Genomic DNA, 24,031 nt, shown 5'->3' on the forward strand with positions numbered 1-24,031 from the left:
CTCTACCGTCAGGGTCAGTCCGCGGGCCTCGACCCTTCCAAGGCGCTTGGCTATTACGAGCAGGGCGTTCAGGGTGGTGACATCGGGGCCAAGGCNGGCATGGCCGCTCTCTATGCCGAAGGCGTCCTGATCGATCGCGATATTCCGAAGGCGGCTGCGCTCTATGAGGAGGTCATTGCCGCCGGCGGCACTTGGGCGGTGTCGTCGTTGGCAGCGCTGTATCTCAAGGGAGACGCGGTGGGCCTCGATCCCGCCAAGGCCGTCGGCTATTACCAGCAGGGCGTCCAGGCTGGCGATGCTGGCGCAATGGCTGGTCTTGCCGGCCTTTATCGTGATGGTCTCGTGCTCCCCCGAGACGTTTCCAAAGCGGCTGGTCTGTATCAGGACGCCTATCGCGCGGGCAGAAAGTCCGGTTTGGCAAGCGCTGCTAGCGCTCTTCTTGGCGGTACCCAATCCCAGCAAAGACAAGCGCACGATCTCATTCTGAAGGGACAGGCGGAAGGTGCTCCGGGTATTTCTTCCGTTCTCGCCAATGCGGTGCTGGGCGGGGTGGGCGTTCCGAAGAACCCCGAGCGGGCCATTGAGATCCTCAGGAAGGCGAGCGTTGCGGGAGACGCCAATGCGGCGTCAACGCTTGTTCAGCTTTATGCCCAGGGGCGAGGCAAGGACGTTGCGAAGAATATTTCTCTGGCGAGGACGACGCTTGCAAGCTTCGCAAGCCTGATGCCGCAGGACCAACGCCAAAGCGAAGAACTGTTCGTCGAGGGCGCTGCCGCGCGTTCCGCTGGTCAATATGCAGCCTTCGCGGAGAAGATTGAAGGTATGGCGCCAGTAGCACGGGTGAATCTGGTCGCGCGTCTTGTGAGCGCCAACAGCAACGCCTACGTCTACGTTCTTCAAAACGAACTCAGGCGGACCGGCGACTACAAGGATAAGCTGAACGGCGTGTTGACCGCGACCACCATCCGCGCTTTCAACGAATTGTGCAGCAGGCGCGACAAGGCGGCACTTTGCCGGCTTGGTCCTCTCAGCAAGCCGGCGCGCGACGTGTTCCTCGATTTCCTGCGCGAAGCGAACTCTTGAGATGCGCCGGGCGCACCTGGCGGTCGAGATCGACGCCAGATGCTCAGTTGGTCGCCATTGCGCGCTCTGAGAGGTTCTCCGTCGTGGTGACGACGTCACGATACTCGACCACGGCATCCGTGTCGCCGCGGCTGCGGTAGATGCCGAATTTCCAGTAACCGGCCTCGTCATGGTCCCAATAACCCACTGGGCCCTTGAAATTCACCACCTGCCGGCCGTTTAGCCAGATGTTGAGAAGTCCATCGGTCGAGGATACCTTGTGTTCGATAGCGATGTTCAGCCATTCGCCGCGCGGCACGCCCTTCATCCGGTACATTTCGCTGCTGGCCGGTTTACCGTCAGAAAGATAGCGCCGCAGGAAGACCAGATCCTTGCCTTGCACTTCGGCCGCGATATAGGGCGAGCGCTTGTCGTCCTTGCTGCCGTGCCACTGGCCGACGATGAACCATGAGCGTTCGTCACTGGGAATGGAGAAACCATCGGCGATCTTGACGCGGTAGGCGTTCCATATGACCTCGCTTTTCGGAAAGGTCACGAGATCTGTCGCTTCCGAGCGGTCCTTGGTTTCAGGGTCGAAACTGGCGCGGTCGCCGGGGCGGACTACGAAGCGAAGAACGAGATTGTTGTTGGCACTGAGCCGCGCGCCGATCGAATAAGCCTTCCGGGCTGAATGGTTGGTGTAATCGTCCCTGTTGTAGGAGAAGTTTGCCGGCAGAGGCGTGACGTCCGATGGCGAAGCCAATGTATCCGCATCCAAGACCGGTTGCGCGCCGACCGGTTGCGGAAAACTGACCGTGGAAGCGATCAGGAGTGCGGTGCAGGCGACGTAGGCTGTCCGGCGAATGAGAATCCGCTTCATTTTTGACGCTCCTTTCAAATTGTTGCATCTGAAATTCTTTTGCATTTTCAATGAAATTATCGGTCGCGAGGGGATTCGGCTTCCCCGGTGGCATGGGTTCGGTCCCCCTGCGACGTGACAAATATTTAGCCCGCTGACGAATCGTTAGTGCCGGATTGAGTGCACAACGTGGCAAGTTCGTGCCTTAGCCGCGATTGTCTTCACGCGCATCCAAAGATAAAACTGAGCTATGCAATGGAGCGACCAGGCGATCATCATCGGCGTCAAGCGGCATGGCGAGGCTTCCGTCATTGCCGAGGTGATGACGCGCGCGCATGGGCGTCATCTCGGGCTTGTGCGAGGTGGCCGCTCGCGGACGATGCAGCCGGTGATGCAGCCTGGAAACGAGGTCGAGGTCACCTGGCGGGCGCGGCTGGACGAGCATCTCGGCGAATTCCGCATCGAGCCGGTGCGACTGCGTGCGGCGCGGCTGATGGAAGCGGCGACGTCTGTCTACGGCGTGCAGGCGATGGGCGCGTTGCTGCGGTTGCTGCCCGAACGTGATCCGCATCCGCATCTTTATGAGGCGCTCGACGTCATTCTGGAGAACCTGCACGATCCGCGCGACGCCGGCGAACTGTTCGTCCGCTTCGAGATCGCCGTGCTCAACGATCTCGGCTTCGGCCTTGATCTGGCGGAATGTGTTGCGACCGGCGCGCGCGCCGATCTTGCTTACGTCTCGCCGAAATCCGGCCGCGCTGTGAGCCGCGCGGCGGGTGCGCCCTATGCCGACAAGATGCTGGCGCTGCCCGCCTTTCTTGTCGAAGGTGGCGCCGCCGACTATGACAGCCTGCTCTCGGCCTTCCGGATGACGGCATTCTTTCTGCATCGCCACGTCTATGAACCGCGTGGCATTGTCCTTTCGGCGGCGCGGGACGGTTTCGTTCAGGCCGCCCTGAAGGCGCTGATGAAGCAGGATCCCGTCGCACACACATAGGGAAATTTGGGAAAAGTCTTCCCGATCGAGAAGCACGATGCGGTGACCGTGCGCCGCCGCCGCTCCCTTGTCTCGTCACGCCTGGTCGAACCGCGTGAAGGCGAAGCGCTCGAGATGGGTCGGGCCGGCGATCGTCTGCACCAGCGCTGACAGAGGCACCGACGCGCATCAGCGACCGCGCCGATCCGGTGCGGCAGTCCGCGACCATGAGGAACGGCGATCCCTTGTACTCACCATCGCCAACATCAATGTCTGGAGGCTGAACGTTGCCCCAAGGCAGGTCGCCGCGTCAGGAAGCCCTGAGAGCGGGACGAAATAGAAATGGCGCCGCGTCCGCGGCGCCATTTCTCGATCGAGCGGAAAGGTGTCAGCCGATCTTGCCGCCACCCTGTTTGGTGATCGTGAGGACGGCGGGGCGCACCGGCATGTCGTCCTTGAAGTCCGGCCAGCGCGTTGCCGGAGCCTCGAACGTCGCAAGGCCGGCATCGCCAGGATGCTGGACGGCGACGAAGAACGTGTCGGATGTCGGGTTGAAGCTCGGTCCACACATTTCGGCGCCGACCGGTACGCGGAAGAACAGCTTCGACGTGCCGCGGGCATCACCCTCGGTATCGACGGCCCAGATGCCATCGGTGCGGCCGGTATCCTTCTCGTTGTTGCCGTCGGTCGCGACCCAGAGGCGGCCGTCCGCATCGATGGCGCAGTTGTCCGGCATGCCGAACCAGCCATTCTTCGTGGTTGCCGTCGAGAAGGATGCGCCGACTTCAGCCACGGACGGATCGCCGCACTTCAGAAGAACATCCCACGTCGACTTGGTCGAGGCATAGTCGCCGTCGGTCTCGGTGATCTCGACGATGTGGCCGAAGGCGTTTTCGGCGCGCGGATTGGCAGCATCGACCTGGTCGGCCTTGCGCTTGGTATTGTTGGTCAGCATCACATAGACCTTGCCGGTCTTCGGGTTCGGCTGGATGTCTTCCGGCCGGTCCATCTTGGTAGCGCCGAGCGCGTCGGAGGCAAGACGCGTGTTGATCAGAATCTCGGCCTGCGAGGCAAAGCCGTTCGCTTCCGTCAGCGGACCTTCGCCATGGATGAGCGGCATCCACTCGACGGTGCCGTCGGCCTCGAACTTCGCGACATAGAGCGTGCCCTCGTCGAGAATGTCCATGTTGGCGGCGCGGTCGTTCGGGTTGAAGGCCGCCTTGGTCACGAACTTGTAGACATAGTCGAACCGCTCGTCGTCGCCGGAATAGAGCACGACGCGGCCGTCCTTGTTGACGATCGATTCGCAGCCCTCGTGCTTGAAGCGGCCGATCGCGGTGCGCTTCTTCGGCACCGAGTTCGGGTCCATCACGTCTACTTCGACGATCCAGCCGAAGCGGTTGGCTTCGGTCGGCTCCTTGGAGACATCGAAGCGGTCGTAGAATTTAGACCATTCATAACTGCCGCCCGGCGCGCCGAGCCGCTTCAATTGCTTGAACTCCGGATGGTCCTCGGCGATCTCGCCGCCGAAATAGCCGTTGAAGTTCTCTTCCGCCATCAGATACGTGCCCCAGGCGGTGACGCCGCCAGCACAGTTGTTGATGGTGCCGAAGACCTGCTTGCCGGTCGGGTCGGATGGCGTCTTTACCCGCTCATGGCCGGCGACGGGACCGGAAAGCTGCATCTCGGTCTTGGCCGTGATGCGGCGATTGTACTTGCCGTCGAGCACCGGCTGCCACTTGCCGTCGACCTTGCGAATTTCGACGATCGTGCCGCCATGGGCTGCCATTTCGATATCAACGAGCTCCTTGCTATATTCGCCGAGCTTGACCTTTTCTTCCTCCTTGCCGTCCTTGGTTTCCTTCACGACGGAGGCGAACTTCGGAAACATGATTTCCGCATTGGTATATTCGTGGTTGACGACCAGCAGGCCGTGATCCGGATTGCCGTCGAGCGGAATGAAGCCGATATAGTCGTTGTTGTAGCCGAACAGCTTTTCCTGCGCTGCGGCCGTCTGGTTCAGGGGATCGAAATCCGGGCTGTCGGCAAACAGTTTGTCGCCCCAGCGCAGAAGAATATCCGCATCATAACCTTCGGCAACGTGATGGGTCTCATCGACGCCGGCCTCGATCTCGGTGAAGTCGAAACTGGACAGGCCGCCGTTGGCGCGCGCGTCCGTTGCCGAAAGGATCGCGAGCGGGCTGACGGTGGTGCTGATGGCAGCCACGGCGAGCGAACCGGCCATGAACGACCGGCGCGAAAAGCGACGGTTGATGATGTCGCCCATAGTCGGGTTGGTGGAACAGTTCTGGCCGATGTCTTCGAGTGCTTCCCGCCGGTCGGTCAGCGTCTCGATTTCTGGCGTGGTTGTCGGGGCAGCAATGTGATCCATGACTCAATCTCCTTCGTCCGGAAACTGCGCAGAGGCGCATCGAAACATGCATAGCCGCCGCATAATGACAGGTTTGCGACAATCCGGTGAAGAGTTCGCTTTCCTCACCCGTCTTCGATTTGGACTGCGCGCGAAAAGCTGTATGGTCGTGCCGTTGCGCCGCCACCGGCCACTGAGGAGAAAACATGATCGAAGTCATTGCTTTCGTTGCCTTTGGCATCGCACTGGCGGCGCTTCTCAACGGACGCAAGACAACCGAGCGGCTGGAGAGCGAGATCGCGGCGCTCAAGGAAGAGTTGAAGCGGATCGAGGAACTGCGGCCTGCTGTTTCCGCCGCTGCGGTGGTGGAAGTCGCGGCGCAAACCGAGACGGCGCAAGGCACCCTGCAACCGGCCGAGCCTGCAGCCGTGGAGCGGCAGCGCCTCGCCGAGATCAGCAAGGGTAACGCGATCTTCGGCGGCCCGCCGCCCAGCCAGGATGCGGTCGAAAAGGCGTCGCGCGGCGAGCCGGTCGTGGCGGCAGCCCCGCAAGCATCCGCAATCGACTCAGTCGCGCCAGCACCGAAGGAAAGTCTCGAAAGCCGCCTTGGCGCACGCTGGGCCGTCTGGGTCGGCGGCATCGCGCTGGCGCTTGGCGGCATCTTCATGGTCAAATATTCGATCGACGCGGGCCTGCTCAGCCCGGCGGTGCGGCTGTTCATGGCGGCCGTCTTCGGTCTCGTGCTGATGGCCATCGGCGAGTTCGTCCGCCGCCGCGCCGTGCCGCTGGTCGCCGACACGTTCCAGAACGCGATGATCCCCGGCATCCTGACGGCGGCAGGGGCGGTGACACTCTTCGGTGTCTGCTATGCCGCCCACGGCGTCTACGGCTTCATCGGCCCGGCCACCGCCTTCGGGCTGCTGGCGCTGGTGTCGCTCGCAACAGTCGGCCTTTCCTTGCTGCACGGACAGGCGCTGGCGGGGCTTGGATTGTTCGCTTCGCTGGCTGCCACCCCCGCACTGGTGTCGACCGAAAGCCCCAGCCCCTGGAGCCTGTTCGGCTTCCTGGCGATTGCCTGGGGCGCAACGCTGCTGGCCGCGCGCGTCCGGCGCTGGACCGTCGTACCCGCGTTAGCCAATATCGGCCTTTGCCTCTGGGCGCTCGCCTATATCGCTTCGGCCACGCCGTTCGAGACGCTGCCGGTAACACTGGTCATGCTGGTGATGATAGCCGGTGTCGGATTTGTCTGGCCGGGCGCGACCGGTGATGAAGCTCAAGCCGATCTGCCGGAGGCGGTGGATGGCGAGCCGGCGGCCCCGTCACGCGCGTGGGACCGTGTGATAGCGCCACACCTTGGCGCTATCACGGTGACGGCGGGCATCGCCGCTCTGCTGACGATGCTCGCCATGATCAGCCCGCTCGCCACCGCGTCCGGTTATCCGGTCGCCGAGTTCTGCGTCGTCGTTGCTGCGCTTGCGGGGCTGGGTGCCTGGCGCAGCTATGCGCTCTATCCTGCCATGCTTGCCGCCTTCACGGCAATCGTCGGCTTGTGGAGTATGACGGCGTCGAGCGGCCTCCTGACGTTTATCGATCCTGCCTTCCCAGCCACCCTCGCCACACCCGCCGTATCCGGAAGAACCGCGATGCTTGCCGGCACGGTGCTGTCGGCTGTCTTCATCGCGCTTGGCGCCCTGGCAAGCCATCTGCATCTGAAGGATCGTCCGCCTCTGGCGACCATATGGGCGGCGATCGCGGCGATCGTGCCCTTCGCGCTCATCGGCATGTCGCTGCTGATGACCGGTAACCTGACCTTCGACCTGCCGCACGGATTGTTTGCACTGGCCGCGGGCCTTGTCCTGCTCGGTCTTGCCGAATGGCTTCCGCGCCGGGATGGACAAAGCGAAGCGATCGCTCTGCCTCAGTTGTTTCTGGTCGCCGGCTCGCTCGGCCTGTTCGTTATCGCGCTGCATGCGCTGACGGATGGTCTTGCAACCACGATCCTGATTGCCTTGCTGGGCGCGGCCTATGTCGCGGCAACACGGCTGCGCGCTTGGCCGGCGCTGCCGTGGATGATGGTGGGCGCCGTAATCGTGGTGCTCGCCCGCATCGTCTGGGAGCCGACCATCGTCGGGGCGCAAGATCTTGGCACGACGCCGGTCTTCAACGCGCTGCTTGCCGGCTACGGCATTCCGGCGCTGCTTCTCGCTTTGTCCGCTTTCGAGCTCAGGACTTGGCCTGACCTGCGCGCCCGAAACCTCCTGCAGGCGCTGGCGAGCCTGTTTGCCCTGCTGACCGTCGCGATCCTCGTGCGCCACGCCATGAACGGCGGCGTCCTCGACAGTTCGGTGCCGACGCTCGGCGAACAGTCGATCTACACGCTGCTTGCGATCGGCGCCTCCGGCATTCTGATGACGCTCGATGTGAAATCGCCGAGCCCTGTGTTCCGCTACGGCAGCATGGCGGTCGGCGTCCTGTCGATGCTGTCGATCCTCGGTGCGCATCTGCTTGGCCTCAATCCCTATTTCAGCGGCGAGTTGCTCGGCTCCGTGCCGTTCTTCGACCTGCTCTTGATCGGTTATCTGTTGCCGGGGCTCGGCTATGCGGGCCTTGCCTGGTATGCCCGCGGCAAGCGGCCGGTTCCTTACGTCGCCGCTGTTGCCGTCACCGGCGCGATCCTCGCCTTCGCCTGGGCAACGCTGTCCGTGCGCCGCTTCTGGCAGGGTGAAAGCATCGCCGACTGGAAAGGATTCCAGCAGGGCGAGACCTATACCTATTCCGTCGTCTGGCTCGTGCTCGGCGTGCTGCTGCTGGTGCTTGGGTCGCGGTTCAATGCCAAGAGCATCCGCATCGCCTCGGCCGTGCTGGTCTTTGTCGCCGTGCTCAAGGTCTTCCTGATCGACATGGCCAATCTTGAAGGCTTCCTGCGGGCTTTGTCCTTCATCGGTCTCGGTGGCGTGCTGATCGGCATCGGCCTGTTCTACCAGAAGATCCTGTCCGGCCGGGCGCCCCTTCCGGCGCAGCCGCAAACGCCGGTGGACATCGAAGCGGAACCGGGCCAAACAGCCTGACTGCTTCGATTCTCGCCGTTCTGTCATGGAGCTTGCATGAGCCACCTGCCTTCGCTTGCCGCTGCATTCGCGCCCCACGAGGCTCTCGCTGAAAGGCTGCTGCCGCATGCCGTTTCCGGCAATGACGGCTCGCATGATGCCGCGCATCTGATCCGCGTTTGGAAGAACGCGCGGCGCATCCATGGGGCCGAGGGTGGCGACCTTCGCATCCTCGCCGCTGCCGTGCTTTTGCATGATTGCGTCTCGGTCGAGAAGAATTCGCCATTGCGCGCCCAGGCGTCGCGTCTGGCCGCCGAACGGGCGTTCGAACTGCTCGATGAGCTCGGTTGGCGCACGGGGGAGATCACCGCCGTCGCCCATGCCATCCTCACGCACAGTTTCTCCGCCAATATCCCGCCGGAAAGTCTGGAAGCGAAAATCCTGCAGGATGCGGACCGGCTCGATGCGATCGGCATGATCGGCGCGGCCCGCTGCTTCTACATTGCCGGACGCATGGGCAGCGGGCTCTATGACCCGCTGGATCCTTTGGCCGAGGATCGTCCACTCGACGACAAGGCTTATGCCATTGACCATTTCGAGACGAAGCTGTTCAAGCTGACGGACGGTTTCCAGACCGCCGCGGGCAGGGCGCTTGCCCGGCAACGGCAGGAAAGGCTGCGCGCGGTGCTTGGCATGGTGATCGAGGAAATCTAGTGAAGACAATGACTTGCTGCCATCGGCGGAATCAGTCTGCGATGGACTTGAATCACACTCTGAACGGCAGGGGATAACGACATGAACGTGGCCGGGCTCAACATTCATCCGCTGAAAAGCGGCCGCGCCATTGCGCAGACCTCCGTCTCCGTCCATCTGGACGGGTTTGCCGGCGATCGTCGCTTCATGCTCGTCGATGCTGCCGATGGCAGGTTCATCACCCAGCGCGAGCTCCAAGCGCTGGCCCAGGTCGAGGCGATGCATGTCAGCGACGGCATTCATCTGCGCATGAACGGACAGACGCTGACGGCCTCCTTCGATCCCGCCAACCGCATGGAGGTTCGTGTCTGGTCAAGCGACGTCGATGCGGCCGTCGCCGCCGATCACGCCAATGCGACGCTGTCCGGCTGGTTCGGCCGCCCGGTCAAGCTCGTCCATATCGATAGAGCCGCCAGCCGCTTTGCCAGTCCGGAATGGGCAGGCCCCGCAAGCCCGATGACCTTTGCCGACGGCTATCAGGTGCTGATCACCACCTCCGCGTCGCTTGCCGATCTCAACGTCTCGCTGATCGCCAAGGGGCAGGAGCCGGTCGGCATGGATCGCTTCCGGACCAATATCCTCATCGACAATGACGAGCCCTGGGAAGAAGACCTGTGGGAAAGCGTCGAGATCGGCGGCATTATCTTCGATCTCGTCAAGCCTTGCGCCCGTTGCATCATGACGACGCAGGATCAGGTGACCGGCGAGCGCATCGGCGGCAACCCGATCCAGGGCCTCGCCGAAAAGCGCATGTCGGCCGACCGCCGCGTCCCGGGCGTCCTGTTCGGCTGGAACGCGGTGCCGCGCGGCGAGGGGACGATCAATCTCGGCGACGAGATGCGGGTCGTGAAGATGCGGGAAGGGCGCTGGCCGATGAAGGTCAGGGTGTGATCCGCGAGCCTTCGGGCATCACCGTCGTTCCAGGGCCTGGTCGATCTCTTCCATCACCGATGCTGACAGCGGCCCTTTCTCGAGCGCCCCGGCATTTTCCTCCACCTGTGCCACGGTGCGAAAACCCGGAATTGGCAGGGTGTTGGGCGACCGTGCCCATAACCAGGCAAGCGCCCCTTGCGTCAGCGTCCGGCCATCCGAGCGCAGCAGTTCGCGGATCGAATCGAGCCGTAGGGAAAACGCCGGATCGACGGCGCCATCGCGAAAATATTTCAGCCAGTCGAAATCGGCGCTGCGCACGTCGTTTGCTGCCAGCCGGTCGCCCGGTTTGAATTTGCCGGATAGGAAGCCCATCGCCAGTGGACCGCGGTTGATGGAGATGAGGTTCTCCCTTTCGATGAGCGCGATCATCTCGGGAACCGGTTCGAGCACATTCATCGTGTGCTGGACGGAAACGAAGCCTTCGCGATTGGCGAAGCGGGCGGCGCGTTGCGGCCAATCCGTGCTCCAGCCATAGGCCGCGATCTTGCCTTCAGCGCGCAGGGCGTCGAGCGTGTCGAAGACTTCATCGGCTTCGATGGGGTCGAATTGTTGAGATGGAATTGCAGGAGGTCGATCCGCTCGCGTCCCAGCCGCTTCAGCGACGTTTCCAGCGACGCACGGATGAAGTCCGGCGAGGCGAAGGCGCCGGTGGCCTGTTTCGTTGCATAGTCCGTCGCAAAGCCGAATTTCGTCGCGACGACGATGTCGGGATGTTCTTCCAGCGCCGTTCCCAGCACTTCCTCCGAGTGGCCGGCACCGTAGTTCGACGCCGTATCGAAGAAGCGGATACCGAGATCGATCGCCCGATGGATGGCCCGGATCGATTCCGCATCGTCCACATCGCCCCAGCCGAGCGGCACGTCGCCGGCATAAAACGGTCCGCCGATCGCCCAGCAGCCCATGCCGAGCCGCGGGATCGCCCGTCCGTCCCACAGGGTGATGTCCGTTGGTTTGATTTTTGTCAGCATGGTGACCTCCGCGTATTTTCGGCGAAGCTATCAGCAGTCCTCCGGTCGAGAAACGCAAAGGACCGGAGGATGTTTTTCAGAAACGAAAAACGGCTGCTGTGCCGGGACCCGTCCGGCCATCCATCAATTTGGTTGATCGCAAGGTGATTTTATTTCGCTTTTTTGGGATCGGCATGAAGGGTAGCTTGGCGGCTCAATAACCCGGAGCCCCTCATGTCCGTTGTTTCGCAATCCGCCACAGGCGTACACGCCGCCCGCCCGGGTCTTCCCTGGCTGATTATCGTCGCCGGATCGCTTGTCGCCTTGCTCACCTTCGGGCCGCGCTCGGCCATGGGCTTTTTCCAGTTGCCGTTGCTCGCCGATACCGGCTGGGACCGCACCACCTTCGGTCTTGCCATGGCGCTGCAGAACCTCTGCTGGGGCTTCAGCCAGCCGTTCTTCGGTGCCGTCGCCGACAAGTTCGGCACCTGGCGGGTGCTGGCCATCTCCGGGCTTCTCTATGCCGCCGGACTGTTCCTGATGTCGTTCGGCGGTTCGCCCGCCACCTTGCACATCGGCGGCGGCGTGCTGGTCGGCCTGGCGGTCGGTGCCGGTTCTTTCGGCACGGTGCTGTCCGCCTTCGCCCGCAATGTCACGCCGCACCAGCGCTCCATGGCTTTCGGCATCGGTACGGCAGCGGGCTCGGCCGGCATGTTCCTGTTCGCGCCCTTGAGCCAGGGGCTGATCTCCGCCTATGGCTGGTCTGACAGTCTCGTTTATCTCGGCGTCATAATGCTGCTCGTGCCGCTGTTCGCCATTCCCTTGCGCGGCAATTCCTCGTCCGGAACGCAGAAGGAGGCGCTCTACAAGCAGTCGATCGGCGAGGCGCTGAAGGAGGCGCTCGGCCACAAGAGCTATCTTCTGCTCGTTTCAGGCTTCTTTGTCTGCGGCTATCAGGTGGCCTTCATCACCGCGCATTTCCCCGCCTATATCGGTGATATCGGCATCGATGCGCGCTATGCGGTGATCGCGCTGGCGCTGATCGGCTTCTTCAACATCATCGGTTCGCTGTCGGCCGGCATCATTGGCCAGCACTATTCGAAACCCTATTTCCTGGCCCTGATCTATCTCGGCCGGTCGATCGCCGTCGCTCTCTTCCTGCTCCTGCCGCAGTCGCCGGTGTCGGTCATCATCTTCGCTGTCGTCATGGGCCTCCTGTGGCTGTCGACCGTGCCGCCGACCAATGGTCTCGTCGCCATCATGTTCGGCACGCGGCATCTCGGTCTGCTCGGCGGTATCGTCTTCCTGTCGCACCAGGTGGGCTCGTTCCTCGGCGTGTGGATGGGCGGTTATCTCTATGACCATTTCGGCTCCTACGATCCCGTCTGGTGGCTCGGCGTGGCGCTCGGCATCTTTGCGGCGATCGTCCATTGGCCGATCGAGGAGAAGCCGGTTGCCCGCCCGGCGATCGCCTGACGACCCGCAAATTCGTTGCCCTCCCGCAAAATAGCGGGAGGGCATTCTTGAAAACGGTCACAAAACTTTCTAAGTCTCGTCCACCGGCACTGCCGGTTTTGTTTTGATCCTGTTATGCTCAATTTGAGCAAAACAGGTATTGCCGCCGGAGGGGCGGCGAGAGGAGCATCCCGATGACGATCGCGCAAACCCAGGCGTCCTTGCAGAATTCCGGCGCATTCCAGACCGCCGCCGAGCGCTTCGGCATCATCGAAAAGCCGGACCTGACCTTTACGCCGCAGATCGCCCGCGAAACGGCCCATCTTTACGAGCGCGTGAAGCAGTTCATTCCCGCCTTCGAGTGGCCGGTCTATGCACCCTATGTGCACGCCATCAACCAGCTGAAGAAGGAGCGCGGTGCCGTCATCCTCGCCCATAATTACCAGACGCCGGACATTTTCCACTGCGTCGCCGATATCGTCGGCGACTCGTTGCAGCTCGCGCGCGACGCCACCAAGGTCGATGCCGAGATCATCATCCAGTGCGGCGTGCACTTCATGGCCGAGACCTCCAAGCTTCTCAATCCGGAAAAGACCGTGCTGATCCCGGACGCCAGGGCCGGTTGCTCGCTGTCGGAATCGATCACCGGCGCCGATGTCAGGCTCTTGAAGGAGCGCTATCCCGGCGTGCCGGTCGTCACCTACGTCAACACCTCGGCAGACGTGAAGGCGGAGACCGATATCTGCTGCACATCGTCCAACGTGCTGGCGGTCGTCGAAAGCCTCGAGAGCGACACGGTGCTCTGCATCCCCGATGAATATCTGGCGATGAACGTCGCCAAACAGACGAAGAAGAAGATCCTCACCTGGAAGGGGCACTGCGAGGTGCACGAGCGCTTCACGGCGGCCGAACTGCTGGCCTACAAGGAGGCCGATCCGTCGATCGAGATCATCGGCCATCCCGAATGCCACCCGGACGTCATCGCCGTCTGCGATTTCGCCGGGTCCACCTCGGGCATGATCAACTACGTCAAGGACAAGCGTCCGGCCCGGGTGCTGCTCGTCACCGAATGCTCGATGGCGTCGAACATCCAGGCCGAGGTCAAGGGCGTCGATTTCATCAAGCCGTGCAATCTCTGTCCGCACATGAAGCGCATCACGCTGCCGAAGATCCTCGACAGCCTGCTCTTCATGAGGGAGGAAGTGCTTGTCGATCCGGCGATCGCCGACCGCGCCCGCCTTGCCGTCGAGCGGATGGTGAATTTGAAGCAGTAGGGGGCTTAGCCCCTCCCCCTTGTGGGGAGGGGTTGGGGAGGGGTTCTTATCTTTGAAAGAAACCCCTCCCGGCCCTGCGGGCCACCCTCCCCACAAGGGGGAGGGAAAGCCATGGCCGGAGGAGAGAGCATGCTGACTGACCATTTCCGCCCACAGTCCTTCAACGGCATCGACGATATCGTCATTGTCGGCGGTGGCCTTGCCGGCCTCTTCTGCGCGCTGAAGCTGAGCCCGCGTCCCGTCACCGTGCTCGCCGCCGCGCCGATCGGCCACGGCGCCTCCTCCGCCTGGGCGCAAGGGGGCATTGCCGCGGCCATGGGGCTCGGCGACACCATCGACAAGCATGTCGCCGATACGCTCATTGCCGGTGCCGGCATCGTCGACGAGAAGATGACGCGGCTGATGGTCGCCGAAGGCCCGGCCCGCATCCACGATCTGCTCGGCTACGGGGTACCGTTCGACCGCGATCTGGAAGGCAAGCTGCTTCTGTCGCGCGAGGCCGCCCACTCCGAGCGCCGCATCGTCCGCGTCAAGGGCGACATGGCCGGCAAGGCGATCATGGAGGCGTTGATCGCGGCGGTGCGCAACACGCCGTCGATCCGCGTGCTGGAGGGCTATGTCGTCGAGGAACTGGTGCGCCAGGGCCGCTTCATCTCCGGCGTCGTCGCCCGCCCGGATGCCGGCCAGTCGAAGAGGCGCGTGTCGTTTCCGGCTCGCGCGGTCGTATTGTGCTCGGGCGGCGTAGGCCATCTTTTTTCCGTCACCACCAACCCGACCGAGGCGTGCGGGCAGGGCGTCGGCATGGCCGCACGCGCCGGCGCCATCATCGCCGATCCGGAATTCGTCCAGTTCCATCCGACGGCGATCAATATCGGCCGCGACCCGGCACCGCTCGCCACCGAAGCCCTGCGCGGCGACGGCGCGCATCTCATCAACTCCGCCGGCCGCCGCTTCATGCTCGATATCCATCCGGACGGCGAGCTTGCGCCGCGCGATATCGTTTCGCGCGGGGTGTTCGCCGAGGTGCAGGCCAGGCGCGGCGCCTTCCTCGATTGCACCAAGGCTGTCGGCGCGCATTTCCCCGAGGCCTTCCCGACGGTCTATGCCTCCTGCATGTCGGCCGGTATCGACCCGGTCACCCAGCCGATCCCGGTCGTGCCGGCGGTCCATTATCATATGGGCGGCGTGCTGACCGACGCCGAGGGCCGCACCTCGATCGATGGCCTCTGGGCCGCTGGCGAGGTGACGTCGACCGGCGTCCACGGTGCCAACCGGCTGGCCTCCAACTCGCTGCTGGAAGCCGTTGTCTTCGCTGCCCGCATTGCCGAAAACATCAAGGGCATGCTGCCGGAGCCGAAGATCACCGACTGGGGCAACAATGCCGGCGAAAACGACGATCCGGTGACGCTGGAAGACAGCCCGCCACTGACGGCGCTGCGACACGTCATGAGCGATCATGTCGGTGTCATCCGCGACCAGGAGGGCCTGACCCGCGCCATCCGCGCCATCGCTAATCTCGAACGCCAGAATACCCGTCTGCGCTTCAGCAACATCCTCACCACGGCCAAGCTGATGGCGGTCGCCGCCCTCCAGCGCAGCGAAAGCCGTGGCGGCCACTATCGCTCCGACCACCCGGAGCCGCGCGCCGAATGGAAACGCCGCACGTACCTGACGCTCGCGGAGGCCGACCGCATCGTCGCGGACGTGGCGGAGACGGAAAGTGCCTAGGATGCGGACAAGCTGTTTTTTGATTGCAAAAGGCGTCCCCAATCTGCGTCATGCTCGGGCTTGACCCGAGCATACATGGCCAAGAAGCATGGATCCTCGGCTCAAGGCCGAGGATGACGGGGCGTAGCTGGGCAAAAAGCACGCCATTGAACAACTGTGATTTCGAAAGAAGCTTGCCATGTCCCTGACCGCCCTTCGTCCCGAACTGCCCGCCCTGATGGCCGAGGAGCATGTTCGCGCCGCCCTCCTGGAAGATCTCGGCCGCGCCGGCGATATCACCACCTATGCGACGATCGCGCCTGACAGGACCGCCACCGCGGAAATGAACGCCCGCGAAAATGGCGTCGTCGCCGGCATGGAACTCGCCCGCACGGCCTTCCGGCTGATCGATCCGGCAATCCGCTTCGATGCACTGGTGGCAGATGGCGACCGGGTTCATCCCGGTGCCGTGCTTGCCCGCATCTCCGGACCCGCGCGCGGGCTTTTGTCGGCCGAGCGCGTCGCCTTGAATTTCCTCATGCACCTCTGCGGTATCGCCACCTATACCTCGAAATTTGCTTCCGAGATCGCTCATACGCGTGCCAAGGTCTGCTGTACGCGCAAGACCATTCCCGGCCTGCGGGCGCTCGAGAAATATGCCGTCCGTCTCGGCGGCGGTTCCAACCATCGCTACGGTCTCGACGATGCAATCCTGATCAAGGACAATCACATCGCCGTTTCCGGCGGGGTCGCCAGCGCCGTCAACGCGGCCCGCGCCTATTGCGGCCATCTCGTCAAGATCGAGGTTGAAGTCGATGGCCTGGGGCAGATGCGCGAGGCCCTGACCGCCAGTCCGGATGTCATCCTGCTCGACAATATGGCGCCGGACCTGCTCGGCCAAGCCGTTGCCGTCAACGCCGCCCATTGGCACCTGTCGGGGGATGCCTATGCCGGTGATCCGCGCCGCACGAAGCTGGAGGCGTCTGGCAACGTCAATTTCCAGACCATCCGCGCCATTGCCGAAACCGGCGTCGATTACATCTCGACGTCGAAGATCACCATGGCCGCGCCGACGCTGGACATCGGGCTGGATGTGGTGATCGGCTGAGCGTGGCGGGCGGGCAGTTTCAGCAGCTATTTCTCTTTTTGCCGCCGCCGCATCCATTCATCCGCGATATCGCCCATTGTCTTTGCTCTGCCGTCCTTGATCCAGGCCATGAAGGGCCGATCAAAGGCGAAGTCCTCGCCGCACTGTGCCGTCAGGAACCGCCGAACATTCTGGGTGTTGCGGTAGGTTGCCGTGACCGCGGTGTTGCGGTCGATTGCGTCGGCATGCCAGTCGAAACCCTTCATCTCCGTCTCCTATCGCGCAGTACGAAAGGGCAGACGAGGCGCACACCGATCGTCAGCGACTCGCCGCAGTCGTAGCGGCAGGTCTTGAACGGTCCATTCACATCCTCGCCATTCAGATTGCATAGGGCGATCTTCGGCTGGTGCGATTTGCCGTTGCCGTCGAAATAGTCAGGGATGTTCGGCTTGTCTTCGGGTGCAGTCAGAAGCGAGCCGGCGAGAAGGAGAGCAATGGTCTGCATCGGTCGCGCCTCTCTGTTCGGCAGCTACTGCAATATCCCGATGTGGAACCTTTACCAGCACCAGACCGTTGGCGCAAACGGGCCGAGGTTCGAGAGGCGAGGTTTGAAAAGGACTGTTCGTGTCGGCAGATTTCTGGGTCTTCGTTCTCATCGGTTTTCTTGCGCAGCTGGTCGATGGTGCGCTGGGTATGGCCTTTGGCCTTCTTTCAACGACAAGCCTGCTTGCCTTCGGCGTTTTGCCGGCAACGGCAAGCGCGATGACCCATATTGCGGAAATCGTTACCACCGCGGCCTCCGGAACTTCGCACATCTATCATCGCAACATCAATTGGCGGCTTGTCCTTCGCCTGGCACCGACAGGCATGATCGGCGGAGCGTTGGGCGCCTATGGCGCCTCCAGGATCGAAGGCAAGATGCTCGAACCCTATGTCTCGGCCTATCTGGCGCTGGTCGGCTTCTACATCCTGTTCAAGGCGTTTCGGCCACTCTGGCTGCGTGAGGTCAAGGATTGGGTCGTGCCTTTCGTCGGCTTCGGCGGCGGTGCCCTGGACGCGGCCGGCGGCGGGGGCGGGGGCCGATCGTCACGACCTCGCTGTTCGGCCGCGGCCATGAGCCGAAGAGGGGCATAGGCTCCACCTGCCTCACGGAATTCGTCGTGACCCTGACGATCTCGGTGACGTTCATTCTGACGCTGGGCTGGTCGGAGCTCGGCTCTGCGATCGGCCTCATCCTCGGCGGCATTCTTGCGGCGCCAGCCGGCGCTCTCGTTGTCAAGCACCTGCCGGTGCGGCCGTTGATGATCGCCGTTGCCCTCGTCATCATCGTCACGTCGGCCATCAGGTTTTTCTGAGCGGCATCATCGCGCCTGGCTTGCGTTTATCAGTGGCGGGCAAGCTCACGAAAAGCCCATGCGGCATTCCATCGCGTGATCCGGCGGGAACCCCCAACGACATCCATGCGTTGGAGTTGATCGCACGCGCTCGATCAACCGGAAGGATATCCAGATGAAGAACCTCGTCTTGACGGTGGCGCTTGCCGCCTGTGTCGCGACACCCATCTTTGCACAGCCTTCGTCGCAGACGGCCCTCGCCAATTTCATCGGCAAGGACGGCAAGGAGACGGGCAGGGCGGCCCTGACCGCGGCCAAGAACGGCGTGTTCATCGAAGTCGAGGTGACCGACCTGCCGCCGGGAAAATGGGTGGGGTTCCATATCCATGAAACCGGCAAATGCGATGCCGCGCACGGCCACGGCACGGCCGGCAACCATTTCAATCCCGGCAAGACCGAACACGGGTTCCTCGCTGCCAACGGCCCGCATGCCGGCGACATGCCGAACCAGTATGTCGGCAGCGACGGCGTCCTGCGTGCTCAGGTGTTCAACAGCATGGTCGTGCTCGACAATGCCGAAAACGGCATTCGCGGCCGGGCGTTGATGATCCACGCCAAATCCGACGATAACCGTAGCCAACCCTCCGGCGATGCCGGCGAACGGCTGGCCTGCGCCGTGGTCGAATAGCGTCTTTTCGGTGCCTCTTTCCGCGACGGGCGAGGGAGGTCGATGAACTATCGGCCGCCGACTTTCAATCCCGGGGCGGGGCGTTCGTCGAGAATCTGGCGGCGGAAGCGGAAGAGGGCCGCCGGCCGCCCGCCGGTGGCCGCCGTCAGCATGCCGGTCGGCTCCACCAGCTCGGCCCCTTCGACCAGGCGGCGGAAGTTCTGCTTGTGCAGATGGCGACCGGAAATGGCCTCGACCGTCGCCTGCAGGTCCGTCAGTGTGAATTCCGGCGGCATCAGCTCGAAGATCACCGGCCGGTATTTGATCTTGCCGCGCAGCCGCGCAACGGCGGTGGCGACGATGCGGCGGTGGTCGTGGCGCATGGTGAGCCCGATCGGCGGTGTCGCGGTGGCGCTCGTCCGCCCGTCGATGACGGCCTCGCCGACGAGCCCGGCCTCGTAGAGCAGCTCGTAGCGCTCCAGTACACGCTCCTCGTCCCAGGGAAAATCATCGAGCCCGAAGGCCAGCCGTACGCGCGTGCGCCGCTGCGGCAGGCCCATGCGCTCATCCTGATGCCCCGTTTTTTCCCAGAGCCGCAAGGCGGGAAGAATGACCTGGTCGATGATCGCGGGCCGGCCCTGTCGCCAGTCCTCCCAGGGCAGGTAGCTGTACCAGTCGCGCCAATGGGCGCCGGCATCCGCCAGACGCGCATTGTTTTCGGCATCGGTGCGTGTCAGCGCCAGATAGCCGACCGACACCATATGCTTGCCGGCTTCCCCGGGCGAGCGATGCCGGCCGCGGTCGCCGAAGGTGTAGAGCTGTTCGATGTAGCCGAGATCAAGCGCCGTCTGCTGCTCGACGCTGGCGCGCAGGCTGGTCTCGAAGGTCCGGTGCCGCGCGGGATCGAACGGGCCGAAGGGCAGGCCGTCGCGGCTGTCCTCCTGTCCTTCGCTGACGGCGAGGATCCGCGGCGAGCGGCTGGTTACAGCGACGATCGCAGCGTTGAGGCCGATCTCGACGGTGATCGCCCCGTCGTCAACCGGCATGGGAGACGGGCTCCGGCAGGGGCGAAAAGACAAAGGGCGCGTTGCCGTTCGCATCGGCGCCCCGGCCGATCGCCTTGATCGCTGCCACCAGCCGCCCGTTGCGCGACAAAAGATGGTCGCCGATCTCGATCAGGCGCGTGTTCGGCGTGACATAGGCGGAGGCGGCGCGCAGGCGCCGTGTCAGTTCGATGTCGTCCTGATCGGGTTCCACCGCCAGGGCTGCGATGACGGCTGCTGCCGGCGAACGGGAGACCCCCATCCAGCAATGGACAAGCAGCGGCGCCGCCCGATCCCATTGCCGCGCAAAACCGATGATCTGCCTGACATGGTCTTCCTGCGGCGCGACCAGCCCGTCATTGCCACCGAAACTGATGTCGTTCATGCCGAGCAGAAGATGTCGGTCCGCGTCGATCACCGCCGGGCGATGAAAGCTCTGGTCCTTGGCGAGCAGGCTGATCATTTCGCGGCAGCCGTGGCGAACGGCCATTTCGGCGATGCGCGACAGGGGGGAGACGATGATCCGCGGCATTAGGAGGCCACCCGCGCGTTGGTACGCAGCACCTCGATGGCTTCGAACCGCTCGGCAAAGAGCTTCTGCGCCTCGATGGCCGGGAGCGGATCAATCAGGATCATGTCGCGGGTGATGCCGCGTGGCTGGCCGAAGAATTTGCGTGCTTCCACGAGCGAAAACCCGGCAAGCACGGTCGCCTCGAAATAGGCGGCGATCTGGTCGGCCTTCTTTATCTTCGCCTTGAGCTCTGCAGGCGTTGCCGCGGGAAGCCCGAAGCGGATGTGAATGGCGCCCTCCAAGCGCTTCTCCACGACCTTGTAGCCGCCGCCCACCACCGCCTTGAAGGGCGAGATCATGTCGCCGATCACATATTCCGGCGCATCGTGCAGAAGCGCCATCTGGCATTCGTCCGGCGTGCCATTGTACTGCCGGCGAAAGATCTCCTCGACGACGAGGCTGTGCTGGGCGACGGAAAAGGCATGGTCGCCTTCCGTCTGGCCGTTCCAGCGGGCAACGCGGGCGAGCCCGTGGGCGATATCGCAGAGCTCGACATCGAGCGGTGACGGATCGAGCAGGTCAAGCCGCCGTCCGGATAGCATGCGCTGCCAGGCGCGGGCAGACATCAGGCGCTCGCCTCGTCGGCTTCGGCCGGAAATTCAAGCCCCGTCCAGGCGGGTAGCGCAAGTGTCACCGACACATCGCCCGCCAGGATCGCTTCGCCCGAAGCCATGGCTTGCCCGGCCTTGTCGATACGCACGATCGCCAGAGCGGATCGCCCGATCACCGTGCCGAGCGTGCCGATGGGCCGGTCCTTCACCGTCAAAGGCGTGCCGGTTGGAGGCAGGGCGGCATCAGCCGTGACAATGACGACGCGCTTGCGCGCCGTGCCGCGATGCTGCATGCGCGATACGACCTCCTGGCCGACATAACAGCCCTTCTTGAACGACAGCGCACCGCTCTTGTCCATCAGCACATCATGCGGAAACGCGTCCTGCAGCGCGTAATCGCTACCGGCGACCGCAATGCCGCTTGCAACCCGCAGGCGCTCGTATTCATCGGTTGCGGTTGTTCCCGTGTCTTCGCCATAGACGCGATAAACCGCGTGGCCCGCCCCGGCGAAACGGGTGTCGCGATAACCGCCCGGTGTCTCCTCGAACCGGATGCTCACAGCTGCCGGCGAAGTGACCGTAAGCGTAATCGGAAGACGCAGCTTGTACATCGTCAGCCGCTTCAGCAGGCCATCGGCCTGGTCTGCGCCGGCTTCAAGCCGGATTGCTTCGCCGTCGCGTGTCACCAGAAAATCGAAGAGGATCTTGCCCTGGGGGGTCAGCAGCGCGCCCGGCTTGGCTTCGCCTTCTTCCAGCTGCCCGAGATCGGTGGTGATCAGGGCCTGCAGGAAATCCTGCGCATCCTGTCCGGACACGGTGACGATGGCGCGATCGGGAAGAGCTGTCGATTGCATGATATCTGTCCTATTCATCACATGAACAGGTAGGATTTCATGCGAGCCCGAGCAAGCGCTTTGCGTCGCCGGTCAGTCTCCGGCGATGAAAAATTTCCACTGGCCGTCGGGCGTGATGCCGACTCGATAGAAGTTGTAGTTGCCGCCCTCTTCCATCCCGATAAAATCGCCGGCAGTCACCAGCCGGAGGAGATCGACCTTTTCCGGCGCAGTGAGCGAGGAAAGAGATTTTTCGGTGAAGTAGGGCCAGACATACATTTCCTCTGGCGTTCCCTTGTCGACCAGCACGAAGCCCGTCGACAGAACGTCGAGCAGGATCGCCAGAATTTCGATTCCGTCCGGATCACCGGACAGTCCCTTGAGGACCTCGACGGGATCGGTGCCGTTCTCGCCCACCTGTGTCTGCGTCGGCCCCTTGCCGAGCAGCGGCCGCAGTCGTTCAATATCGCCGGAAGCGGCGGCCTCGACGATCAGTTCGCGCATGCGGGCGACGGCTTGCGGAATTTTCGACACATCCGACAGCACTTCGACGGGAGTTGCCGGTACGGGATCCTCTGCCGAATCGTCCTTCACGTCACCAGCCGGCTTGTTCACGAGCGGATCGGGCATCGGGATCTGCATCGGTCCCACATCGTCCGGCTCCTCCACTTCGGGAGCGTCCTTGTCTTCCTCTTTTGCCTGGCCCGGAATCTGTTTGAGCTCGCTGAGCGCGAATGCGGTGTGGTGAGGGAGGAAAGAGGAAACGACGAGGCCGGCGAACAATAACGCAGAAAAACGAACCGCACCTGGTCGGTTTGCTAACATCTGGCGTTTCATCATTGCCTCGAAACTACTGCAGGATGCGTTCCGGTGAGAATTCTCCGGCAAGCATGCGCTCGCGCAGCGAGTTCAACATGGCTTCGGCCCCGTCTTCGCCGTGCAGGCGGATGGTCTCTCGCATGGCCAGGGCAATGGCAGCATCGGCGATGATCTCCGGCTCGATGCCGTCGGCCATACCATCTGCCCAGGCTTCATTCTGGTGTTCCAAGGCTGCCTGCATCTTCTCATGAACGATCATGTCGTCGATGTCATTCAGACTGGGTTCCATCATTCGTTCCATGCCGTTCCACGCTTTTTACTTGGCACCTGACTTGAGGTGGCGTCACTTCTTACCACTCTCTTAACAACCTTAGCAGCCTTTTCCCAAAACGACACGGGCTCCTGAAAAAAGAGGTTAATAACCCGTTAATTTCCAAAGCGGGCGGTTATTTCTGAAGCAAGTGTTGCTCCTTCGGCACGGTATCGCTCGTCCGCGACCACCGCGGCGGCCGTGCAGGCCGTGTAAACGGAGGCAAAAGTCCGGTAGCCACGGTTGAACGCGGCCGTCATGCGAGCCCGCCGCTGCGCCTCGTTTCCTGCCTCCTTGTCGAGCAGATCCTGCATCGATTGCCGCCAGCTGTCTGCCGTCTTATCCTTGCAGAGTGTCCGCAAATAGTGAACGGAACCAAGGATTTCCGAAAGCCGCAACAGCCGCGCGTCATAGGGGGCGGGCTTTTCAGCGGTCACCGCCGGGGTGCCGACGGCGGGCGCTTCCTGCGCCTGGGCGCCGAACGGCGCAGCAACAAGCGCCAGCAAAAGAGACAATCGAATGGCCAGAAAGCGGATCATATCGTTTTGAAGCCCCGAATCACGCCGGCAGGCAAGTCAAATCTCCATCGGACGATCACGGCTGCCGGCACGCCTCAAGTTTTTCCACGCATTCGCGAACGCTGTCCGGGATCGGCAAAGCGAAAATTTCGGTCGCCGTATACCAGCCGATGCCGGCCGCATCGTCGCCCGCGACGGCATCAAGGTCCGGATCGGCGTCCACGGTGAAGACCGACAGGAAAAAATGTCGCGCTCCCGCCCCATCTGATTCGCGCGGCGGCAGGTCATAGGTTTCAAAGAGGTGTGGATTGCGCGGAAGAATACCGGTTTCCTCGTAAAACTCGCGCACTGCCGTCTCCGCCGGCGTCTCGCCGATCTCGGCCCGCCCGCCCGGAAAGGCATACATGTCCGCAGACGGCGGATTGGCGCGCCGCACGAGCAGGTAGCGTCCGTCGCGCTCGAGAATGGCGGAGGAGGCGAGCTGGGGAGAGGAAGGGGGCATTTGGTCTTTCATCGCATTCTCCCTATATTCCCTTGCGTTAGCGAAATACAATGCTTGCAGCGATGTGAGAAACCCAGACGCGGCGGTGTGGAAATTGGACCGGGATACCTTATCCTTCTTTGCCCAAAAATATGTCTGGTGGAAGTCCGTGGAGGAGGCCATCGAGCAGCCCGGGCGCGTCATCGCGCAAGTGATGAACATCGGTGACTTTGACGATATCCAGGCCGTGGAAATGCTGGCCGGCACGCAATGGCTGACAAATATCCTCAACGAAGCCGAAATCGGGCAATTCTCGCCACGCTCCTGGTCCTACTGGCATTATCGACTCGGTCTGGCTGATGTCGACAAAGTCCCCACGATTCCTGGTGTCGGTATCCTTGATCCTTGCCTTTCCATCGGGAGGCTGGACTAA

The 24,031-nt window shown here is 62.9% G+C and carries 24 protein-coding genes and 2 pseudogenes; 13 read left to right on the forward strand and 13 right to left on the reverse strand.

Translation table 11 applies throughout. The annotated features are described in order from the left end of the window. Window positions 1–306 precede the first annotated feature (306 nt). Complete coding sequence (locus tag A3AY_RS41305; RefSeq protein WP_478001498.1) at window positions 307–1,083, forward strand: SEL1-like repeat protein; 777 nt, start codon at window positions 307–309, stop codon at window positions 1,081–1,083. Window positions 1,084–1,126: 43 nt separating this feature from the next. Here A3AY_RS41305 and A3AY_RS0131545 read toward each other — a convergent pair whose 3' ends face one another. Further along, window positions 1,127–1,942 (reverse strand): heparin lyase I family protein, encoded by an 816-nt coding sequence (locus A3AY_RS0131545; protein WP_018329662.1) that lies wholly within the window; start codon window positions 1,940–1,942, stop codon window positions 1,127–1,129. Window positions 1,943–2,171: 229 nt separating this feature from the next. On the opposite strand from A3AY_RS0131545, the gene recO reads away from it, so the two are divergent. Together recO and A3AY_RS39955 are read left to right on the forward strand one after the other, a co-directional pair. Continuing rightward, window positions 2,172–2,918, forward strand: coding sequence for a DNA repair protein RecO (gene recO, locus A3AY_RS0131550; RefSeq protein WP_018329663.1), 747 nt, complete (start codon window positions 2,172–2,174; stop codon window positions 2,916–2,918). A gap of 6 nt (window positions 2,919–2,924) precedes the next feature. Continuing rightward, entirely contained in the window at window positions 2,925–3,068 is a 144-nt protein-coding gene (locus A3AY_RS39955; protein ID WP_018329664.1) for a hypothetical protein, read from the forward strand. A gap of 217 nt (window positions 3,069–3,285) precedes the next feature. Here A3AY_RS39955 and A3AY_RS0131560 read toward each other — a convergent pair whose 3' ends face one another. Continuing rightward, complete coding sequence (locus A3AY_RS0131560; RefSeq protein WP_018329665.1) at window positions 3,286–5,289, reverse strand: PhoX family protein; 2,004 nt, start codon at window positions 5,287–5,289, stop codon at window positions 3,286–3,288. A gap of 185 nt (window positions 5,290–5,474) precedes the next feature. Here A3AY_RS0131560 and A3AY_RS36665 point away from each other — a divergent pair, with 185 nt between their 5' ends. The 3 genes from A3AY_RS36665 (at window position 5,475) to A3AY_RS0131575 (ending at window position 9,959) form a co-directional block, all read left to right on the forward strand. After that, the gene (locus tag A3AY_RS36665) at window positions 5,475–8,336 is read left to right on the forward strand and encodes a DUF2339 domain-containing protein (protein ID WP_018329666.1); all 2,862 of its coding nucleotides are present in this window, start codon (window positions 5,475–5,477) and stop codon (window positions 8,334–8,336) included. Between the two features lie 36 nt (window positions 8,337–8,372). After that, a complete protein-coding gene (locus A3AY_RS0131570) occupies window positions 8,373–9,029 on the forward strand; it encodes an HD domain-containing protein (RefSeq protein ID WP_018329667.1) in 657 nt (218 codons plus the stop codon). An 81-nt stretch (window positions 9,030–9,110) separates the two neighbouring features. Further along, window positions 9,111–9,959 carry an MOSC domain-containing protein gene (locus A3AY_RS0131575; protein ID WP_018329668.1) on the forward strand — a complete coding sequence of 283 codons (849 nt, stop codon included), beginning with the start codon at window positions 9,111–9,113 and terminating at the stop codon, window positions 9,957–9,959. A gap of 18 nt (window positions 9,960–9,977) precedes the next feature. Here the strand turns inward: A3AY_RS0131575 and A3AY_RS36670 are convergent. Next, window positions 9,978–10,969: pseudogene (locus A3AY_RS36670) on the reverse strand (aldo/keto reductase). Between the two features lie 213 nt (window positions 10,970–11,182). Here A3AY_RS36670 and A3AY_RS0131585 point away from each other — a divergent pair. From A3AY_RS0131585 to nadC, 4 genes are all read left to right on the forward strand, one after another. Next, window positions 11,183–12,424 carry an MFS transporter gene (locus A3AY_RS0131585; protein WP_018329669.1) on the forward strand — a complete coding sequence of 414 codons (1,242 nt, stop codon included), beginning with the start codon at window positions 11,183–11,185 and terminating at the stop codon, window positions 12,422–12,424. Between the two features lie 173 nt (window positions 12,425–12,597). Further along, on the forward strand, window positions 12,598–13,677 hold the full coding sequence (gene nadA, locus A3AY_RS0131590) for a quinolinate synthase NadA (RefSeq protein WP_018329670.1): 1,080 nt from the start codon (window positions 12,598–12,600) through the stop codon (window positions 13,675–13,677). A 129-nt stretch (window positions 13,678–13,806) separates the two neighbouring features. Next, window positions 13,807–15,405: an L-aspartate oxidase gene (locus A3AY_RS0131595; RefSeq protein WP_018329671.1), complete on the forward strand. Its 1,599-nt coding sequence runs from the start codon at window positions 13,807–13,809 to the stop codon at window positions 15,403–15,405. Between the two features lie 184 nt (window positions 15,406–15,589). Beyond that, entirely contained in the window at window positions 15,590–16,492 is a 903-nt protein-coding gene (gene nadC / locus A3AY_RS0131600; RefSeq protein WP_026204029.1) for a carboxylating nicotinate-nucleotide diphosphorylase, read from the forward strand. Between the two features lie 26 nt (window positions 16,493–16,518). Here the strand turns inward: nadC and A3AY_RS0131605 are convergent, their stop codons facing one another. Continuing rightward, window positions 16,519–16,737: a DUF6434 domain-containing protein gene (locus tag A3AY_RS0131605; RefSeq protein WP_018329673.1), complete on the reverse strand. Its 219-nt coding sequence runs from the start codon at window positions 16,735–16,737 to the stop codon at window positions 16,519–16,521. Further along, window positions 16,734–16,976, reverse strand: coding sequence for a hypothetical protein (locus tag A3AY_RS0131610; protein ID WP_018329674.1), 243 nt, complete (start codon window positions 16,974–16,976; stop codon window positions 16,734–16,736). The genes A3AY_RS0131605 and A3AY_RS0131610 overlap by 4 nt, the downstream gene beginning before the upstream one ends. A 188-nt stretch (window positions 16,977–17,164) precedes the next feature. Between A3AY_RS0131610 and A3AY_RS36675 the strand changes: the two are divergent. Further along, a pseudogene (locus A3AY_RS36675) lies at window positions 17,165–17,826 on the forward strand (sulfite exporter TauE/SafE family protein). Between the two features lie 154 nt (window positions 17,827–17,980). Then, window positions 17,981–18,493, forward strand: coding sequence for a superoxide dismutase family protein (locus A3AY_RS0131620; RefSeq protein WP_018329676.1), 513 nt, complete (start codon window positions 17,981–17,983; stop codon window positions 18,491–18,493). 47 nt (window positions 18,494–18,540) lie between these two features. On the opposite strand, the gene A3AY_RS0131625 is transcribed toward A3AY_RS0131620, so the two are convergent. The 8 genes from A3AY_RS0131625 to A3AY_RS36680 form a co-directional block, all read right to left on the reverse strand. Then, entirely contained in the window at window positions 18,541–19,518 is a 978-nt protein-coding gene (locus A3AY_RS0131625; protein WP_018329677.1) for an NUDIX hydrolase, read from the reverse strand. Further along, entirely contained in the window at window positions 19,508–20,047 is a 540-nt protein-coding gene (locus A3AY_RS0131630) for a tyrosine phosphatase family protein (RefSeq protein WP_018329678.1), read from the reverse strand. Before A3AY_RS0131630 ends, A3AY_RS0131625 begins: the two co-directional genes overlap by 11 nt. After that, window positions 20,047–20,655 (reverse strand): YfbR-like 5'-deoxynucleotidase, encoded by a 609-nt coding sequence (locus tag A3AY_RS0131635; RefSeq protein WP_026204031.1) that lies wholly within the window; start codon window positions 20,653–20,655, stop codon window positions 20,047–20,049. Before A3AY_RS0131635 ends, A3AY_RS0131630 begins: the two co-directional genes overlap by 1 nt. Further along, window positions 20,652–21,491, reverse strand: coding sequence for a CAF17-like 4Fe-4S cluster assembly/insertion protein YgfZ (ygfZ, locus tag A3AY_RS0131640; protein WP_018329680.1), 840 nt, complete (start codon window positions 21,489–21,491; stop codon window positions 20,652–20,654). The genes A3AY_RS0131635 and ygfZ overlap by 4 nt, the downstream gene beginning before the upstream one ends. A 72-nt stretch (window positions 21,492–21,563) precedes the next feature. Beyond that, a complete protein-coding gene (locus tag A3AY_RS0131645; RefSeq protein WP_420864899.1) occupies window positions 21,564–22,295 on the reverse strand; it encodes a hypothetical protein in 732 nt (243 codons plus the stop codon). Window positions 22,296–22,320: 25 nt separating this feature from the next. Continuing rightward, entirely contained in the window at window positions 22,321–22,590 is a 270-nt protein-coding gene (locus A3AY_RS0131650) for a hypothetical protein (protein ID WP_026204033.1), read from the reverse strand. Between the two features lie 125 nt (window positions 22,591–22,715). Then, entirely contained in the window at window positions 22,716–23,138 is a 423-nt protein-coding gene (locus tag A3AY_RS0131655) for a TIGR02301 family protein (protein ID WP_018329683.1), read from the reverse strand. A 55-nt stretch (window positions 23,139–23,193) separates the two neighbouring features. Next, the gene (locus A3AY_RS36680) at window positions 23,194–23,631 is read right to left on the reverse strand and encodes an NUDIX hydrolase (RefSeq protein WP_018329684.1); all 438 of its coding nucleotides are present in this window, start codon (window positions 23,629–23,631) and stop codon (window positions 23,194–23,196) included. A gap of 73 nt (window positions 23,632–23,704) precedes the next feature. On the opposite strand from A3AY_RS36680, the gene A3AY_RS0131665 reads away from it, so the two are divergent. Then, window positions 23,705–24,031 carry a hypothetical protein gene (locus A3AY_RS0131665; protein ID WP_112864720.1) on the forward strand — a complete coding sequence of 109 codons (327 nt, stop codon included), beginning with the start codon at window positions 23,705–23,707 and terminating at the stop codon, window positions 24,029–24,031.

Source organism: Rhizobium giardinii bv. giardinii H152 (assembly GCF_000379605.1).
GTDB classification, from domain to species: Bacteria; Pseudomonadota; Alphaproteobacteria; order Rhizobiales; family Rhizobiaceae; genus Pararhizobium; species Pararhizobium giardinii.

Bases quoted from the DNA above. Each gene is read 5' to 3' on its own strand.
- A3AY_RS41305 (WP_478001498.1), top strand. From the start codon at position 307: ATGGCTGGTCTTGCCGGCCTTTATCGTGATGGTCTCGTGCTCCCCCGA.
- A3AY_RS0131545 (WP_018329662.1), bottom strand. From the start codon at position 1,942: ATGAAGCGGATTCTCATTCGCCGGACAGCCTACGTCGCCTGCACCGCA.
- recO (WP_018329663.1), top strand. From the start codon at position 2,172: ATGCAATGGAGCGACCAGGCGATCATCATCGGCGTCAAGCGGCATGGC.
- A3AY_RS0131560 (WP_018329665.1), bottom strand. From the start codon at position 5,289: ATGGATCACATTGCTGCCCCGACAACCACGCCAGAAATCGAGACGCTG.
- A3AY_RS36665 (WP_018329666.1), top strand. From the start codon at position 5,475: ATGATCGAAGTCATTGCTTTCGTTGCCTTTGGCATCGCACTGGCGGCG.
- A3AY_RS0131570 (WP_018329667.1), top strand. From the start codon at position 8,373: ATGAGCCACCTGCCTTCGCTTGCCGCTGCATTCGCGCCCCACGAGGCT.
- A3AY_RS0131575 (WP_018329668.1), top strand. From the start codon at position 9,111: ATGAACGTGGCCGGGCTCAACATTCATCCGCTGAAAAGCGGCCGCGCC.
- A3AY_RS0131585 (WP_018329669.1), top strand. From the start codon at position 11,183: ATGTCCGTTGTTTCGCAATCCGCCACAGGCGTACACGCCGCCCGCCCG.
- nadA (WP_018329670.1), top strand. From the start codon at position 12,598: ATGACGATCGCGCAAACCCAGGCGTCCTTGCAGAATTCCGGCGCATTC.
- A3AY_RS0131595 (WP_018329671.1), top strand. From the start codon at position 13,807: ATGCTGACTGACCATTTCCGCCCACAGTCCTTCAACGGCATCGACGAT.
- A3AY_RS0131605 (WP_018329673.1), bottom strand. From the start codon at position 16,737: ATGAAGGGTTTCGACTGGCATGCCGACGCAATCGACCGCAACACCGCG.
- A3AY_RS0131610 (WP_018329674.1), bottom strand. From the start codon at position 16,976: ATGCAGACCATTGCTCTCCTTCTCGCCGGCTCGCTTCTGACTGCACCC.
- A3AY_RS0131620 (WP_018329676.1), top strand. From the start codon at position 17,981: ATGAAGAACCTCGTCTTGACGGTGGCGCTTGCCGCCTGTGTCGCGACA.
- A3AY_RS0131625 (WP_018329677.1), bottom strand. From the start codon at position 19,518: ATGCCGGTTGACGACGGGGCGATCACCGTCGAGATCGGCCTCAACGCT.
- A3AY_RS0131630 (WP_018329678.1), bottom strand. From the start codon at position 20,047: ATGCCGCGGATCATCGTCTCCCCCCTGTCGCGCATCGCCGAAATGGCC.
- ygfZ (WP_018329680.1), bottom strand. From the start codon at position 21,491: ATGCAATCGACAGCTCTTCCCGATCGCGCCATCGTCACCGTGTCCGGA.
- A3AY_RS0131645 (WP_420864899.1), bottom strand. From the start codon at position 22,295: ATGTTAGCAAACCGACCAGGTGCGGTTCGTTTTTCTGCGTTATTGTTC.
- A3AY_RS0131650 (WP_026204033.1), bottom strand. From the start codon at position 22,590: ATGGAACGAATGATGGAACCCAGTCTGAATGACATCGACGACATGATC.
- A3AY_RS0131655 (WP_018329683.1), bottom strand. From the start codon at position 23,138: ATGATCCGCTTTCTGGCCATTCGATTGTCTCTTTTGCTGGCGCTTGTT.
- A3AY_RS36680 (WP_018329684.1), bottom strand. From the start codon at position 23,631: ATGAAAGACCAAATGCCCCCTTCCTCTCCCCAGCTCGCCTCCTCCGCC.